15 protein-coding genes are annotated in these 16,336 nt (G+C 61.7%); 6 read left to right on the forward strand and 9 right to left on the reverse strand.

All coding sequences use genetic code 11. The annotated features are described in order from the left end of the window. Positions 1 to 18 precede the first annotated feature (18 nt). Positions 19 to 744, reverse strand: coding sequence for a 4'-phosphopantetheinyl transferase family protein (locus tag AC3ISG_RS06255; RefSeq protein WP_489298755.1), 726 nt, complete (start codon positions 742 to 744; stop codon positions 19 to 21). 719 nt (positions 745 to 1,463) lie between these two features. Between AC3ISG_RS06255 and AC3ISG_RS06260 the strand changes: the two genes are divergently transcribed. The 5 genes from AC3ISG_RS06260 (at position 1,464) to AC3ISG_RS06280 (ending at position 6,989) form a co-directional block, all read left to right on the forward strand. Next, positions 1,464 to 1,892, forward strand: a complete 429-nt coding sequence (locus AC3ISG_RS06260) for a hypothetical protein (RefSeq protein WP_489298756.1) — start codon at positions 1,464 to 1,466, stop codon at positions 1,890 to 1,892. A 141-nt stretch (positions 1,893 to 2,033) separates the two neighbouring features. Beyond that, the gene (locus AC3ISG_RS06265; RefSeq protein ID WP_122535748.1) at positions 2,034 to 2,711 is read left to right on the forward strand and encodes a response regulator transcription factor; all 678 of its coding nucleotides are present in this window, start codon (positions 2,034 to 2,036) and stop codon (positions 2,709 to 2,711) included. Next, positions 2,708 to 4,051, forward strand: a complete 1,344-nt coding sequence (locus AC3ISG_RS06270) for an ATP-binding protein (protein ID WP_489298757.1) — start codon at positions 2,708 to 2,710, stop codon at positions 4,049 to 4,051. Before AC3ISG_RS06265 ends, AC3ISG_RS06270 begins: the two co-directional genes overlap by 4 nt. A 297-nt stretch (positions 4,052 to 4,348) precedes the next feature. After that, positions 4,349 to 5,686: a dicarboxylate/amino acid:cation symporter gene (locus AC3ISG_RS06275; protein ID WP_122535775.1), complete on the forward strand. Its 1,338-nt coding sequence runs from the start codon at positions 4,349 to 4,351 to the stop codon at positions 5,684 to 5,686. Positions 5,687 to 5,807: 121 nt separating this feature from the next. Beyond that, positions 5,808 to 6,989 carry a CaiB/BaiF CoA transferase family protein gene (locus tag AC3ISG_RS06280; protein WP_489298758.1) on the forward strand — a complete coding sequence of 394 codons (1,182 nt, stop codon included), beginning with the start codon at positions 5,808 to 5,810 and terminating at the stop codon, positions 6,987 to 6,989. A 551-nt stretch (positions 6,990 to 7,540) separates the two neighbouring features. Here the strand turns inward: AC3ISG_RS06280 and AC3ISG_RS06285 are convergent. Both AC3ISG_RS06285 and AC3ISG_RS06290 read right to left on the reverse strand, forming a co-directional pair. Next, the gene (locus AC3ISG_RS06285) at positions 7,541 to 8,035 is read right to left on the reverse strand and encodes a SprT family zinc-dependent metalloprotease (protein ID WP_122535745.1); all 495 of its coding nucleotides are present in this window, start codon (positions 8,033 to 8,035) and stop codon (positions 7,541 to 7,543) included. A gap of 82 nt (positions 8,036 to 8,117) precedes the next feature. Beyond that, complete coding sequence (locus tag AC3ISG_RS06290) at positions 8,118 to 8,720, reverse strand: Yip1 family protein (protein WP_489298759.1); 603 nt, start codon at positions 8,718 to 8,720, stop codon at positions 8,118 to 8,120. Between the two features lie 322 nt (positions 8,721 to 9,042). Here AC3ISG_RS06290 and ttcA point away from each other — a divergent pair, with 322 nt between their 5' ends. Next, complete coding sequence (gene ttcA / locus AC3ISG_RS06295; RefSeq protein WP_122622255.1) at positions 9,043 to 9,867, forward strand: tRNA 2-thiocytidine(32) synthetase TtcA; 825 nt, start codon at positions 9,043 to 9,045, stop codon at positions 9,865 to 9,867. 216 nt (positions 9,868 to 10,083) lie between these two features. Here the strand turns inward: ttcA and AC3ISG_RS06300 are convergent, their stop codons facing one another. The 6 genes from AC3ISG_RS06300 to lhpI all read right to left on the reverse strand — a co-directional run bounded on the left by AC3ISG_RS06300 (position 10,084) and on the right by lhpI (position 16,280). Beyond that, the gene (locus AC3ISG_RS06300) at positions 10,084 to 11,001 is read right to left on the reverse strand and encodes a dihydrodipicolinate synthase family protein (protein WP_122622254.1); all 918 of its coding nucleotides are present in this window, start codon (positions 10,999 to 11,001) and stop codon (positions 10,084 to 10,086) included. Between the two features lie 409 nt (positions 11,002 to 11,410). Continuing rightward, positions 11,411 to 12,448, reverse strand: a complete 1,038-nt coding sequence (locus AC3ISG_RS06305; protein ID WP_489298760.1) for a trans-3-hydroxy-L-proline dehydratase — start codon at positions 12,446 to 12,448, stop codon at positions 11,411 to 11,413. 25 nt (positions 12,449 to 12,473) lie between these two features. After that, the gene (locus AC3ISG_RS06310) at positions 12,474 to 13,196 is read right to left on the reverse strand and encodes an amino acid ABC transporter ATP-binding protein (RefSeq protein ID WP_074892335.1); all 723 of its coding nucleotides are present in this window, start codon (positions 13,194 to 13,196) and stop codon (positions 12,474 to 12,476) included. Beyond that, positions 13,189 to 13,839 (reverse strand): amino acid ABC transporter permease, encoded by a 651-nt coding sequence (locus AC3ISG_RS06315; RefSeq protein ID WP_122535740.1) that lies wholly within the window; start codon positions 13,837 to 13,839, stop codon positions 13,189 to 13,191. Before AC3ISG_RS06315 ends, AC3ISG_RS06310 begins: the two co-directional genes overlap by 8 nt. A 10-nt stretch (positions 13,840 to 13,849) precedes the next feature. After that, positions 13,850 to 14,515 (reverse strand): amino acid ABC transporter permease, encoded by a 666-nt coding sequence (locus AC3ISG_RS06320; RefSeq protein WP_489298761.1) that lies wholly within the window; start codon positions 14,513 to 14,515, stop codon positions 13,850 to 13,852. Beyond that, entirely contained in the window at positions 14,508 to 16,280 is a 1,773-nt protein-coding gene (gene lhpI / locus AC3ISG_RS06325; RefSeq protein WP_489298762.1) for a cis-3-hydroxy-L-proline dehydratase, read from the reverse strand. Before lhpI ends, AC3ISG_RS06320 begins: the two co-directional genes overlap by 8 nt. Between the last annotated feature and the right edge of the window lie 56 nt (positions 16,281 to 16,336).

The following is a 16,336-nucleotide window of genomic DNA, read 5'->3' on the forward strand; positions in this document are numbered from 1 at the left end:
CCGCATAGGAGGTTGATGTCAGCCCCGAATCGCCACCAGACTCAGCAGCTGCCCATCCTGCACGCTGAACTGCGCGTCCAGCTCTTTGCCGTTGTGCCATTCCTCCGACAGATCAATCTTCAGCCGCAGCCGCGCGCTGCCGTCTTCTGACCATTCCAGCAACTCGGCGTCTTCGAAATAGAAGCGCTTGAGCACGATGGGGTAGAGCGCCTTGAACAGGCTTTCTTTCAAGGAGAAGGTCAGGGTGACGACCTTGGCAGCTTGATGTTCGGGCCCGGCGTTCAGGCGCTGCATTTCCGCGGGGGTCAGAATCTCGCCGGCCAGGCGCACGGCGCGCTCGTTGCTCATCAACTGTTCGACGTCCAGCCCCAATCCGCGCCAGTCCGTTTTGCGCGCAACGATCGCGGCGGCCCAACCGGTGCTGTGGGTGATCGAGCCGGTGACGTCCGCAGGCCAGATCGGCGCGCGGTCCTCGCCGATCAGCGGGACATGGGAACGGCCGTCCAACCGGCTCATCGCCTCCCGCGCGCACAAACGACCGGCGAGAAATTCCGTCTGCCGCTTGGCCACCGACCGTTGAATGGAGGCGGGCGGCTCGATGAAACAGCGCTGAAAGTCGCCGTCGATGAGCTTCTGCGGATCGAACCGACTGCTCACCAACACCACGTCCGCCAGCCCATGGGGCAAGGGCCAGTGAGCGGTGAGGGCAGGGCAGCAGTCGGGCAGTGTCGGGGATCGAGTCATGCCCGGCATTCTGCCGGAACCGCGGTGTTGGGCGCAAAACCGGTTTGCTTTGAATCCCCAATCCACAGTCATGCACAGACCCTCTGTGTGGCCAACGCAAAATCCAGGGGGGGACACAGAACCTGTGGGAGTCAGCTTGCTGACGAATGCGGTGGGTTAGGCAAAGTTGATGGCACAGGCAGACCGCCTTCGCGAGCAAGCTCGCTCCCACAATGGATCGGCGCTGCCCCGGATTTCAGCGTCATGCACAGAACTGCATTCCAGTGAATGCAAAACCCAAGGCAAGCACAAAACCTGCGGGAGTCAGCTTGCTGACGAATGGGTGGCTCAGACAAAGTTGATGGCCGAGGCAGACCGCCTTCGCGAGCTAGCTCACTCCTACAGGAGATGTGTGTTGCCCCGAGACTTCAGCGTCATGCACAGAACCTGTGGTAGTCAGCTTGCTGACGAATGCGGTGGGTCAGGCAAAGTTGATGACACAGGCAGACCGCCTTCGCGAGCAAGCTCGCTCCCACAATGGATCGGCGCTGCCCCGGATTTCAGCGTCATGCACAAAACTGCATTCCAGTGAATGCAAAACCCAAGGCACGCACAGAACCTGTGGGAGTCAGCTTGCTGACGAATGCGGTGGGTCAGTACATGTTCAGGAGGGGTTCAGCGCTGGCTGGGTATGCTCCAAACCGTACCCAACAAGGCGCCTGGCGCCGGAGGACCTGCTCATGCTGACGTTCAACAAGCTCTTTCTGGCGCTGGCGTTTCTCGGCAGCAGCGCGGCGGCGCAAGCGGCTGATGGCAACGCGGACGTGTCCCGCACCGATTTCGGCAAGAACACCGAACGCGCCGACCGCCTCAACGGCCTGCGCCGCAGCCTTGCCAGCAGCACCCAGGTCGGCAATTGGAGCCAGACGTTGAGCCAGCAGCCTGCTGATGATCCCTACGCAGTCGGCTACGGAAATCTCACAGCCCGCGTCAACGGTGTGAGCCTGCAAACGGCGAACCTGCCGACCGCTTACGATCCGCAGATGTCCTTGCCGAGTACGACTAGACTGTTCGACACCCGCTTACCGGTCCGCACACTGCAGCAACCGCCCTCGCTGAGCTTGAGCGAGAGTGAGCACACCTATTTACCCGTCCACTACGTTTTATAAGCCGGTTTTATAAGCCGCCAGCCTGTTTTTCGCGGTGTCTGAATTGCACAATCGCTGCCGGGCTCGTCACACTGCACGCGCTCGGCAGCGCCTCGTTGAGACTCTTGAAACGAGAGGTATGCCTTTGCCTGGGAGAGCGTCATGAAATTGCTGGTTGTCGAAGATGAAGCCCTGCTGCGTCACCACCTGCAGACCCGTCTGACCGAAAGCGGTCACGTCGTCGAAGCGGTGGGCAACGCCGAGGAAGCGCTGTATCAGGCGGGCCAGTTCAACCACGATCTGGCGGTCATCGACCTGGGCCTGCCGGGTGTGGGCGGTCTTGACCTGATCCGTCAGCTGCGCGTGCAGAACAAGGCGTTCCCGATCCTCATCCTGACCGCGCGCGGCAACTGGCAGGACAAGGTCGAAGGCCTGGCCGCCGGCGCCGACGACTACGTGGTCAAGCCGTTCCAGTTCGAAGAACTCGAAGCGCGCCTCAACGCCTTGCTGCGACGCTCCAGTGGTTTCACCCACTCGACCATCGTCGCCGGGCCGCTGAGCCTGGACCTCAACCGCAAGCAGGCGTCGCTGGACGAACAGCCCCTGGCGCTGACCGCCTACGAATACCGGATTCTCGAATACCTCATGCGCCACCACCAGCAAGTGGTCCCCAAAGAGCGCCTGATGGAGCAGCTCTACCCCGATGACGACGAGCGCGATCCGAACGTGATCGAAGTGCTGGTCGGTCGGCTGCGGCGCAAGCTCGAAGCGCCCGCCGGGTTCAAGCCGATCGACACCGTGCGCGGCCTGGGCTACCTGTTCACCGAGCGCTGTACATGATTCGTTCGCTGCGCCTGCGTCTGATGCTGGGCGCCGCGACCCTCGCCGTCATTTTCATGCTGCTGATGCTGCCGGCGCTGCAAAGCGCCTTCAGCCTGGCGCTGGAAAGCTCCATCGAAAAACGCCTGGCGTCGGACGTCACCACACTGATCTCTGCCGCCCGTGTCGAAGACGACCACCTGCTGATGCCGTCGTTATTGCCCGGCGAACAGTTCGCCCTGCCCGACAGCCGCTTGCTCGGCTACATCTACAACCGCGCCGGCAAACTGGTGTGGCGCTCCCGGGCCACCGAAGACGAAGCCATCGACTACCAGCCCCGCTACGACGGCCGCGGCAACGAATTCGCGAAGATCCGCCAACCCAACGGCGACGAGTTTTTCGTCTACGACGTCGAAATCAAACTGCTCGGCGGGCGCAATGCCGCCTTCAGCATCGTCGCGCTGCAACCGGTGCGCGAATACCAGGAAACCATCTCCGGCCTGCGCCAGAAACTCTACCTGGGCTTCGGCGGCGCGCTGCTGGTTCTGTTGATTCTGCTGTGGGGCGGGCTGACCTGGGGCCTGCGGGCGCTGCGGGGCATGAGTCAGGAGCTCGATCAGGTCGAGGCCGGCTCGCGGGAAAGCCTCAGCGAAGAACACCCCAGCGAACTGCTGCGCCTGACCGACTCGCTCAACCGCCTGCTGAGCAGCGAACGCGAACAGCGCATTCGTTACCGCGACTCACTCGACGATCTCGCCCACAGCCTGAAAACCCCACTGGCCGTGTTGCAGGGCGTCAGCGAGCAAATCGCCAAACGACCGGAAGACCTGGAGCAGGCGCGGATTCTGCAATCGCAGATCGAGCGCATGAGCCAGCAGATCAGTTATCAACTGCAGCGCGCCAGCCTGCGTAAAAGCGGGCTGGTGCGCTATCACGTGTCCTTGAAGCCTGTGGTGCAGAGCCTGTGCAACACGCTGGAAAAGGTCTACCGCGACAAGCGCGTCAACGTCGTGCTCGACCTGCCAGACAATTGCCAGGTGCAAATGGAGGAGGGCGCGTTGCTGGAAATGCTCGGCAACCTGCTGGAAAACGCCTACCGCCTGTGCCTCGGCGAGGTGCGCGTGAGCTGGCGGTCATCGATGATGGGCGACGAGCTGTGCATTGAAGACGACGGCCCGGGTGTTCCGGAAAGCCAGCGCGCACGGATTCTCGAACGCGGCGAGCGACTGGACACGCAGAACCCGGGGCAGGGCATCGGTCTGGCGGTGGTCAAGGACATCATCGAAAGCTACGGCGCGCAGCTGACCCTGGGTGACTCGGAACTGGGCGGCGCGGCGTTCCGAATTACGTTCGCGATTTAGGCTCACTCCTGATCCGTCATTCGAGGCGGATACCCGCCAGTGTGGCGGATGATTTGCCGCCAAACGGCGGAAAACCGCCACCGCCTTCACCCCGACGGGTCTCTTGTTAACCAGATGGTTCACGTAATCCGTGGCTCTCGCCTCATTTAGCAATACTGGCACGGTGCTTGCGATGCACTGGGCAGAGGTCTGCCGCGCGCAGCTCGACAAAAACAAATCCCTCCGAGCAGGAGGGTTCGCACTTTAGGCGTCTCTGCAACCGGAATGCTGCAGACCGATGCTCTTGAGGAAACTGCAATGACGACTCGTCAGCCCATCTATAAATCCCTGTACGCCCAGGTGATCGTCGCGATCATCGTCGGTATCGCCCTCGGCCACTGGTATCCCGAAACTGCCGTAACCCTCAAACCGCTGGGTGACGGGTTCATCAAACTGATCAAAATGGTCATTGCGCCGATCATCTTCTGCACCGTCGTCAGCGGCATCGCTGGCATGCAGAGCATGAAATCCGTGGGCAAGACCGGCGGCTACGCGCTGCTCTACTTCGAAATCGTTTCGACCATCTCGCTGATCATCGGCCTGATCGTGGTCAACGTCGTCCAGCCGGGCGCCGGCATGAACATCGACGTGTCCACCCTGGACGCCTCCAAAGTCGCGGCCTACGTGACCGCCGGTAAAGACCAGAGCATCGTCGGCTTCATCCTCAACGTTATCCCGAACACCATCGTCGGCGCGTTCGCCAACGGCGACATTCTGCAAGTGCTGATGTTCTCGGTGATCTTCGGTTTCGCCCTGCATCGCCTGGGCGCCTACGGCAAGCCGATTCTGGACTTCATCGATCGTTTCGCCCACGTCATGTTCAACATCATCAACATGATCATGAAGCTCGCCCCGATCGGCGCGCTGGGTGCCATGGCCTTCACCATCGGCGCTTATGGCGTGAGCTCGCTGGTGCAACTGGGTCAGCTGATGCTGTGCTTCTACATCACTTGCCTGCTGTTCGTGCTGCTGGTGCTGGGCTCCATCGCCAAAGCTCACGGCTTCAGCATCCTCAAGCTGATCAAGTACATCCGCGAAGAGCTGCTGATCGTGCTGGGTACGTCGTCGTCCGAGTCGGCGCTGCCACGCATGCTGATCAAGATGGAGCGTCTGGGCGCGAAGAAATCCGTCGTGGGTCTGGTGATCCCGACCGGCTACTCGTTCAACCTCGACGGTACTTCGATCTACCTGACCATGGCCGCAGTGTTCATCGCTCAAGCCACCAACACCCACATGGACATCACCCATCAGGTCACCCTGTTGCTGGTGCTGCTGCTGTCGTCCAAAGGTGCGGCTGGCGTGACCGGTTCGGGCTTCATCGTGCTGGCCGCGACGCTGTCGGCCGTAGGCCATCTGCCGGTGGCCGGTCTGGCGCTGATCCTGGGTATCGACCGCTTCATGTCCGAAGCCCGCGCCCTGACCAACCTGTGCGGTAACGCTGTGGCAACCCTGGTTGTGGCCAAGTGGGTCGGTGAGCTGGACGTTCCGCAAATGGAAGCTGAGCTGGCTTCCGGCGGTCGTGCCATCGACAACACCGCGCCGACTGACGACCTGGGTGTGGCCGAAACGGCGCCAACCCCTGTTGTACGTTCGTAAGCTGCGTTCGTAACACGCGTCAGCGGTAAGGGTTGTTGAAAAAGCCTGTCTTCGGACAGGCTTTTTTTATGGGCGGATCGCACCTACTCTGAGCCCTTTGCCGGCCATCTGAGAACGCCCCATGCACGGTCCGCTGTCATCGCTAAAAGTTCTCGATTTCTCGACGCTGCTGCCCGGGCCATTCGCTTCGCTGCTGCTGGCGGATATGGGCGCCGAGGTGCTGCGCATCGAGTCGCCCACCCGCCCGGACCTGCTGCGGGAGTTGCCGCCCCACGACCACGGCGTTTCAGCCAGCCACGCTTACCTCAATCGCAACAAGCGCAGCCTGGCGCTGGACCTCAAGCAGGCCCGGGCCATCGAGGTGGTCAAGCGGCTAGTGGCGGATTACGACATCGTCCTGGAGCAGTTTCGGCCCGGTGTGATGGACCGACTGGGGATTGGCTATGAGGCGTTGAAAGCGATCAATCCGCGGCTGATCTACGTCGCCATCACCGGTTACGGGCAGACCGGGCCCTACCGCGATCGCGCCGGCCACGACATCAATTACATGGCAGTGGCCGGGCTGGCCAGCCACACCGGGCGCCAAGACAGCGGCCCGTTGCCCTTGGGCGTGCAGGTCGCGGACGTCGCCGGCGGCTCGCTGCACGGGGTCATCGGTTTGCTCGCGGCGGTGGTCGCGCGCCATCAAACCGGGCAAGGCCAGTACGTCGACGTCAGCATGACCGATTGCGCGTTCAGCCTGAATGCCCTGGCCGGCGCGGGGTATCTGGCGGCCGGCATCGAGCCGGAGCGGGAGACGCAGATGCTCAACGGCGGCAGCTTCTACGATTACTACCGCAGTCGCGACGGCCGATGGTTTTCGGTGGGGGGCCTGGAGCCGGCGTTTCTCCACGGGATGTGTGCCGCGCTGGGACGACCGGAACTGGCGAGGCTTGGGCTCTCGTTTGCCGCCGAACAACAGGCCTCGCTCAGGCGTGAGCTGGAAATCGAGTTCGAGCGCCGCAGTTCTGATCAGCTGGAAGCGCTGTTCGCCGGGATCGATGCCTGTGTCGAGCCGGTGCTGAGTTTCTCCGAAGCCACCCAGCACCCGCAGATTCAGGCGCGAGAGATGCTGGCGCAGGTGCCTCGCGGTGACGGCAGCGCTCAGGTGCAGATGGCCTGCCCGGTGAAGTTTTCAAAACGACTGCCCGCGCCCCGGCATGTCGGCGTGGCCGTCGGCGCGCATTCCGCGCAGGTGCTGGCCGAAGCGGGGTTCACCGCGCAGGAGATTGAGTCGATGGGTGAGGCGGGGGTGTTTGGGTGAAATTTTAGGGCAGGGTCAATAGAATGCCTCGGCCTCTCGTGCGCAACCTCAGTGGATTTAACAAGATCCCGAGTCCAGCCCAATCCTGTGGGAGCGAGCTTGCTCGCGAAGACTTACTTGCAGCCACTTAAGAAAATTGCTGACTGCCCTGGCCTCTTCGTGAGCAAGCTCACTCCCACAAGTCCAGCGGTGTTACCAAGATCCCAAGTCCAGCCCAATCCTGTGGGATCGAGCTCGCTCGCGAAGACTTACTTGCAGCCACTTGAGAAAATTGCTGACTGCCCTGGCCTCTTCGTGAGCAAGCTCACTCCCACAAGTCCAGCGGTGTTACCAAGATCCCGAGTCCAGCCCAATCCTGTGGGAGCGAGCTTGCTCGCGAAGACTTACTTGCAGCCACTTGAGAAAATTGCTGACTGCCCTGGCCTCTTCGTGAGCAAGCTCACTCCCACAAGTCCAGCGGCGTTACCAAGATCCGAGTCCACCCCGGTCACTTCCACTCTGACCGCGTGTGGCATTGGATATCATTTGAACGTCCGCACGGAAGCTGGCAATCACTCCACCCGCGTCTCGCCGCTGAACACCAGAATCTCCCGGCAGCGCTTGCACAGATAGCGCCGGCCTTTGCGTACCAGCTTGTGGCGCTGGGCGGTGAAGGGGAAATCGCTTTCCGGGCACGGGCAGCGGTAGATATAGCGGGTCACGCTGCGGCGCTGGATTTCGTAGGTGTGGCAGCGGTTGGGCGGCAGCTCGTAGACGCCGCGCATGATCAGTTGCCATTCCTCGCCATGGGGCTGAATGGTGTCGCCGAACAATTGATGAGCGACCAGGTGCGCGACCTCGTGAGGGACGGTCTGGCGCAGGAAGTCTTCGCTGTTTTCGAGGTACAGCTGCGGATTGAAGCGCAGCAGGTTCTCGTGCAGATGCGCCACCCCAGCCTTCTGGCCGCGCAGTTTGACGCTCACGACCGGACGTTTGAAAGGGCGCTTGAAGAAATCTTCGGCTTGCTGGTAGCAGGATTCGACGCGGGTGTTGAGTGGTTCGAGCATGCTTCATCGGTCTCCAGAGGAGGCGAGTATGCCGCAAGCTTCTGTACCGCCAAAACCCGAAGCGCCGAATGGTCACCCGGTCTTAACTGATAAATTCCGGACCGATCCCGACGCCCCACAGCACCACCGTAAACGCCATGATCGCCACCAACACCACCAGCCCGACCGCCAGCACCGAGCTTGAGAACATGAAACCGTCGTCCGGGTGTACGCCCATGAACACCGGCAAGCCGACGTACAGCAGGTACACCGTGTAGCAGACTGCCGCCAGCCCGACCATCATCCCCAGCCACATATGCGGGTACAGCGCCGCCAGCCCGCCGAGGAACAGCGGCGTCGCCGTGTAGGTCGCGAAGGCCACGCAGCGGCCAAGGCTGGGCGTGGCGTTATAGGTGCGCGCCATCCAGTGGATGAAGCCGCCCATGATGCCGACGCCGGCAAGCATGGCGATGTACGACATCAGCGCCATCCACACTGCGCTGTCGCTGGTCAGCATGACCGGCGTCCGGTCGCCGATCTGCCAGCCCACCTGCGTCGTGCCGATGTACGCCGACACCGCCGGAATCGCCGCCAGGATCAGCGTATGGGTAAGGTACAGGTGGCCGATGCTTTCTTCATCCTCACTGCGTATCTGTTGCCATTCCTGATCGGGGTGGGTGAACAGCCCCAATACGTGATGGATCATGTCCGTTACTCCCGTGAAGTGTGCCGCCGCTCCCGACAAAGCGCCTGACCGCCAGATGCCGTTAGGACAAGGTCGCAGTCGATCATGGGAAATGATTGCGACCTTTCAAGTCAGTATAGAAAGCTGAGCACCCTAAAACCGGATGCGTTAGAGCGATTGAGGTGTTCAAGGGTCTTGTTAATAGCGATTGGCGATCAATGGGCATAGATCATCAGGGATGGTATTCACCCGCGACAGGCATTACCCCGGTCGGTCTTTTTGCGTAAAATGCCGACCCCTTTCCCCACGTCTCTTCCCACCACAGCGAGCGGATACCAGCGCCATGGGCACCCTTTCAGTCAATCAGAACAAACTGCAGAAGCGTCTGCGTCGACTCGCGGGCGAAGCGGTGGCCGACTACAACATGATTGAAGAGGGCGACAAGGTGATGGTCTGCCTGTCCGGCGGCAAGGACAGTTACACCCTGCTGGATGTGCTGCTGCATTTGCAGAAAGTCGCGCCGATCAAGTTCGACATCGTCGCGGTGAACATGGACCAGAAGCAGCCGGGCTTTCCCGAGCACGTGCTGCCGGCGTACCTGGAACAACTGGGCGTCGAGTACCACATCGTCGAGAAGGACACCTACTCGGTGGTCAAGGAACTGGTGCCCGAAGGCCGGACCACCTGCTCGCTGTGTTCGCGCCTGCGTCGCGGCACGCTGTACACGTTTGCCGATGAAATCGGCGCGACCAAGATGGCCCTCGGTCACCACCGAGACGACATCGTCGAGACGTTTTTCCTGAACATGTTCTTCCAGGGCAGCATCAAGGCCATGCCGCCCAAGCTGCGCGCCGATGATGGCCGCAACGTGGTGATCCGACCGCTGGCGTACTGCGCCGAGAAGGACATTCAAGCGTATTCGGACATCAAGCAGTTCCCGATCATCCCGTGCAACCTGTGCGGTTCCCAGGAAAACCTGCAGCGTCAGGTGGTCAAGGAAATGCTCCAGGAATGGGACCGTAAGACCCCGGGCCGCTCCGACATGATTTTCCGCAGCCTGCAGAACGTCCAACCGTCGCAACTGGCGGACCGCAACCTGTTCGATTTCACCAACCTGCGCATCGACGAAACCGCCGCCTCGCGGTTTGTGAATGTGGTGAATGTGTAAGGCTCGATGCGCGTTGAACCTGTTAAACCGCATTCCCGGCTAAAGCCGGTCCCACTAAACCGCGTTGAAACCGTGGAATCGCCTTCCCGGCTGAAACCCGGTCTCCGGCCGAATGCACGACCCTGTGGGACCGGCTTCAGCCGGGAAGAGGCCGGTTCGAGCGCCATAGATCTGCGATCCAAACACGCGGATCGGTTCAACCCAAAACCAAGGGCATCACAGCCCCACATCCGGCAGCACCGGCTTGTTCGCCAACGCCGTCTTCATCAATTTCTCCACATATTCCCGATCACTGTCCGGCAGCGCCAGACGCGGTGGGCGGGTGAGGGCGCTGCCGCGTTCCATGATGGCTTCGCACAGCTTGATGCACTGCACCAGGTCCGGACGCGCATCCAAGTGCAGCAGCGGCATGAACCACTCATACAGCGCCATCGCTTCGGCAAAGCGCCCGGCCTTGGCCAGTCGGAACAACGTCTCGCCCTCTTTGGGGAAGGCGTTGGACATCCCCGACACCCAACCCACCGCGCCCACGGCGACGCTTTCCACCAACACGTCATCAAGCCCGGCAAACAGCACGAAGCGATCGCCGACTTCATTGCGCACGTCGATGAAGCGGTTGGTGTTGCCCGATGAATCCTTGAAACACACGATGGTGTCGCAGTCCGCCAACGAGATGAGGATGTCCGGCGTGACGTCGTTCTTGTAGATCGGCGGGTTGTTGTAAACCATCATCGGCAGGTCGGTGGCAGCGGCCACGGTGCGGAAGTGTGTGGCGGTCTCGAAAGGTTTGGCCGAGTACACCAGCGCCGGCATCAGCATGATTCCGTCGGCACCGGCTTTCTGCACTTCTTTGGCGACCGCACTGGCGTTGGCGCTGGTGAACTCGGCGATGCCGGAAATGACCGGTACCCGCCCGGCCGAGGCGTCTTTGGCGGCTTCCACCAGGCTGATCTTTTCAGCGACGCTCAACGAGGTGTTTTCCCCAACGGTGCCGCAGATCACCAGCCCGGACACGCCATCGCGCACCAGGTTGGAAATGACCTTGTGAGTGGCCTCAAGGTTAAGGGAAAAATCGTCGTTGAATTGCGTGGTAACGGCAGGGAAGACCCCGCTCCAGGATACGGACTGGCTCATGATTGACTCCTGATTGAGTGAATGTATTTCGTATACGGTTGGATTTGAGCGGGCTACGCCCGGTTATTCAGTGGTCCAGATTGCTGCCTGATTCTCAAGTGATCACCGTTCCTGTGGGAGTGAACTTGCTCACGAAGACTGCATTTCAGGCGCTAGATACCTGGGGGATGTTCCGGCCTATTCGCGAGCAAGCTCGCTCCCACAGGATCTGTATTCATCCAGAAAAATGCTCCAGAACCTCCGCTGTCTCGCAGCAGACCCAATCCTTGGGGGAGTGAGCTTGCTCACGAAGGCGGCGTTTCAGCTGGTAGAGGTCTGGAGGATGTCCTGACCTATTCGCTCGCTCCCACAGCTTTTGCATTCATCCAGCCAAATCGGCTGTGCATCCATTCCCAAACCGACGCAGCATTTACAGCTTCAACCCCACCGGCCAGGTGTCACTCAACTTGTACCCCTCCGGCCACGGATCGCTCGGGTCGAGCATGTGCTGGTGCGTCCCGGTGATCCACGCCCGCCCGGACAGGCTCGGAATGATGGCCTTGCGACCGGCCACTTCGGTCTCGCGCTGGATCTTGCAGTGAAACTCCGAACCGATAATCGAACGCCCGATAAACCGGTCGCCCACCTTCAGCTGACCCTTGGCATGCAACACCGCCAGCCGCGCGGAACAGCCGGTGCCACAGGGCGAGCGGTCGATCTTGCCCGGGCGAATCACCACCGCGTTCGCCGCATGGGCCACGCCGCCGTCAAAGTTGACCGGCGCGGCGATCTGGCAAAACGAAATGTGATTCCAGTCCTTGTTCAACGGATGGCTGAACCCCAGTTGCTCGTTGGCCGCCTTGGTGATTTTCAGGCCGGTGTCCACCAGGTCTTTCGCCTCATCGGCAGTCAATGCAAAGCCCAGCTTCACCGAATCGACGATGGCAAAACTGTCTCCGCCATAGGCGGTATCGACCTGAACCGAACCCAGCCCCGGCACCTCGATCCACACGTCCAGCTGATCGGCGAAAGAAGGGTGGTTGTGCACCTCGACGCTCGTCACCTTGCCATCGCGGCACTGGGCAATCGCCTCGATCAAGCCGCCCGGCGCCTCCAGAATCAGCCGGGTTTCCGGCTCGGTCATCGGCAGAATCCCGCTGTCCAGCAGCACCGTCGCCACGCACAGGGAATTGGAGCCCGACATTGGCGGTACGTCGGCCGGCTCCATGATGATCCAGCCCATCTGCGCCTTCGGGTGCTTGGGCGGCACCAGCAGATTGACGTGACGGAACACCCCGCCGCGAGGTTCGTTGAGCATGAAATTGCGCAGCACGTTGTCCTGCTCGATCCAGCGCGACTGCTCCCAGATCGTGTCCCCGGGCGGCGGCGCAACCCCGCCGACAATCACATCGCCCACCTCACCTTCGGCGTGACAACTGACCACATGAATCACTTTCGTTGAGCGCATGACCTAAGGCCCTCCTGAGCAGGATCTAGTTGATTGATCGCAAAAAATCCGCCGTCTCCGGCCTTTGCGGGTGACCGATCACCTGATCCGGCGTGCCGATCTCGTGCACCAGGCCGTTGCGGAAAAACGCCACGCGGTCGGACACGTCACGGGCGAAGCGGATTTCGTGGGTCACCAGAATCATCGTCATGCCGTCCTCGGCCAGCATGCGCATGGTGTCCAGCACCTCGCCCACCAGTTGCGGATCGAGGGCCGACGTGGCCTCGTCGAACAGCATGTAATCCGGCGACATCGCCAGCGCCCGGGCAATCGCCATGCGCTGTTGCTGACCGCCCGACAATTTGCCGGGAAATACCTTGAGCTTGTCGCCCAGCCCGACATGGGTCAGCTGCTTGACCGCCAGCGCCTCGGCTTCGGCCTTGCTTTTGCCCAGCACGGTGCGCGGGGCGAGCATGACGTTTTCCAGCACCGTCAGATGGGGAAAGGCGTTCCACTGCTGAAAGACGATGCCGATCTTCTGCCGCAGCTTGTTGATGTCCGTGCCCCTGGCATGCACCTCGGTGCCGTCGACGCGAATGCTGCCGCTCTTGATCGATTCCAGGCCGTTGATGCACATCAGCAGCGTCGACTTGCCCGAGCCCGAACCGCCGATAATCGACACCACTTCGCCCTTGTTCACCTGCAGGCTCACGCCCTTGATGACTTCAAGCTCGCCGAAGGATTTGTGCACGTTGTCGATCTCAATCATTTTCCTGCCACCTCGTTTCCAGCCGGGCGCCTAACCGGGCGACCACCAGACTCATGACGTAATAAATCAGGCCGGCGATGCACAGCACCAACAGCGGCTCCTGAATGCGCGTGACGATGGTTTGCGAGGCGCGCAGCAGTTCGACGATGCCGATCCACATCACCAGCGCGGTGTCTTTCATCACCCCGAGCAGCAGGTTGATCCAGCCGGGAAACGCCACGCGGGTGGCCATCGGCATGACGATCTGGCGAAGGTCCTGCCAGTACGTCAGGCCCAGGGAACGGCTGGCGCGGCGCAGGCTGAGCGGCACCGACAGCACGCCGCTGCGCACGATCTCCGTGCAGTACGCGGTCACGTACAACCCCAACACCACACAGGCGACGGCGAAGGCGCTCCAGTTGAGGCCGACGATGCTTTTCAGCGCATTGAACAGCACGAACTGAATCAGCAATGGCACGCTGCGAAATACGTCCAGCAGCCAGGCCAGCGGAATCGTGCTGCGCGGCAGGAGGGCGCGGGCCATGCCGCAGACCACTCCGGCCAGCGTGCCGATGAACATCGACACCACCGTCAGCAAAATCGTGACCCAGGCGCCTTGCAGCATGAATTGCAGATCGTTCCAGGTGAACGTGCTCTCGAACATGCCCATCTCCTCAGTACCGGAACAGCCGCCAGGACAGCAGCCGCGCAACGGCCACAATCAGCTTGGCGATCAGGTAATAGAGCACCGCCGCAATGGCGAAGAATTCAAAGGTGCGGAAGGTCTTGACGTTGTAATCCTGAGTCACGCCGGTGAGGTCGTTGTTGAGGCCGACGATCACGCCCATCGAGGTCATCAGCACGGCCCAGACCATCTGGTTGGTCAGCGGATAGAAAACGATGCGCAGCAACTGCGGAATGACGATCAGCCGATAGGCCTGGGGGGCACTCATGCCCAGCGACCGGGCAGCGCGCAATTGGGTGTCGGGTACGGCCTTCAGACCGCCACGGAAGTTCTCCGCCAGATAGCCCGCGTTGTTGATGGTGATGCCGGCGAGTAACGCGGCCCACGAGCTGATGTGCAGGCCGAACGAGCCCAGGCCGAAATACAGGATGTACACCTGAAACAGCGACGGCGTGTTGCGCGCGATGGAAATCCAGGTCGCGGCGAACCCCCGGAACAGGCGGTTCTTGCCTTGGCGCATGAACACCAGAAACAGCGCGATGGTGACGCCGAGGATCATCGACAGCGCGGCGGTTTCGAAGGTGACCCACGCGCCTGCGAGCATGTCGGGCAGGGCTTTGAACGCTGCGCGCCAGTGGAAGTTGTAATCAAACATTTGCGCTGACCTCCGCCTGGTGCACCGCCATCAACCAGCCCGGCAGGCGCCCGCTGGCAACGCCGGTGATTGCGCTGTCGACGCACTCGGCCAGGCTGGCGAAATGCACGCGACGCCCCACCAGTCCGGGGGCGTAGTGCGCGTATTTGCCGGAGTTGGTCATCAGGTTGCGCGCGGTCGGCGGGATGACGGGCTCGCCGAGCATGCACCAGCAGGTGTCGGTGACGAACTGCACGCCGAAGTTTTCGAGCGTCTCGACATAGCCGGCCTGTTGCGCGCGTTCCAGGGTGGCGCGACCGCAGGTAATCACGATCGCCACGTTCTCGTGTTTGCGCTGGCTGCTACACAGGTGCGCCAGCGTCGCGCATTCGCTTAGGGAAAAATGCGGATTGCCCAAGGTCACGGCGTCCACTTCCGGTGTTTGTGCGCTGTTCAGCTCGCGCCAGCTGCGCAGCAAATCCGCCGGGCTGACCCTCAGGGATTTCTCCGGCGCGTGCCCGCCCAGCGCCAGTTCGGCGGTGGTGGCTTCGGGTGTCACGCCGGCGATATGAAACATCGGCGCAGCAGACGTGGTGGCGAACGCAGCGCCGAAGGCCTTGAGGTCATCCAGTGTCGGCGCCTTGTTTTCCAGGCCGCAGATCACCGGGATCGAGGCGCCGCAGAGCAACCCGACGTGATAACCGAGCAGCGGGTAGAAACTGTCGTCGAGGCCGTCCAGTGCGGGGACATCGATGCGCAAAGTCGCCAGCCGTTGCTGGGTCAGGTGGCAGCCGATCTTCGGTGCGCGGCCGGTGAGGGCGATGCAGATGTCGAGGTAATCGGGGTACTTCAAGGTGCGCGCGCCGATCACGCTGTTGGCGTACACCACGGCGTTGGACTCGGCCCAGACGATTTGCTCCCCCAGCTCCGGGGCGCTGTCCAGCAGATACGGCGCGCAGGTAAAACTCACCCGCGCGCCCATCTCCAGATACGCATCGCCCAGCTGACTGGCCGGCTCGCCGAGGGCCGGATCAACGCCCAGTTCGCGCCAGCGTCGCTCGTCCACGGAGATTGAATTGAGCGTGGTCGGCACGCGGACCCTGGCGGCCCATGCCACCAGTTGCCGGGCGAACCGCAGACTGGCCGGCCCTGTGTAAATACAGCCGTCGATGTGCGCCTGGGTAATGTCCAGCAGTTCGGTCGCGCCTTGCAGCTCGGCCATGCGCAGAATGATGCCCATCGCCACTTGCGCGGCTTTGCCGTAGGCGCCGTCGAGAAAGCCCTGGTCGGTTTCGGTGAGTGAAATCTGGCTGAGCGGGCGATGAGGTGTCGGGCTTTGTTGGTCGCGAGAAAGTGGCGGCGGAGGGCTGGAAAAGCCGCTCACGCGGTCATCCTCGACCCGCACGAAAGCGGTGTTCCGCAGCGCCGCAAAACCCGCTTCTCCGAGGCTGATCACCGGAATCGAATGGCCGAACATTTGCTCGGCGATCAGCACGCCGAGGGTGAGGATGTCTTCGACGCGTTCGAAGACCAGTGCGGCCGGTGCGTGGCCGTTGAGGATCAGTTCCAGCAACACGCTGCTGCCGGTGCACGAGCCGCGCCCGCTGGGAATGGCCAGCACCCGGCCGCTGATGAACTGGCCGCTGAGGGGGTGATGCCGGTCGATGACTTCACCGGTAAACGGCTCGACCCCGCCCCAGAAACTCAGGCCCACGTCGGCATACAGCAATTCGCCCTGGGCGCTGCCGGTGACGAGACAGCGCCCGCTCAACGAGACTTCAGACATCGTGGGCTCCTGAGTGAGTGAACCGGTTCCGGGGCTTACGCCGATTGATGATTGTT

It is taken from the genome of Pseudomonas sp. GL_135 (assembly GCF_057834665.1).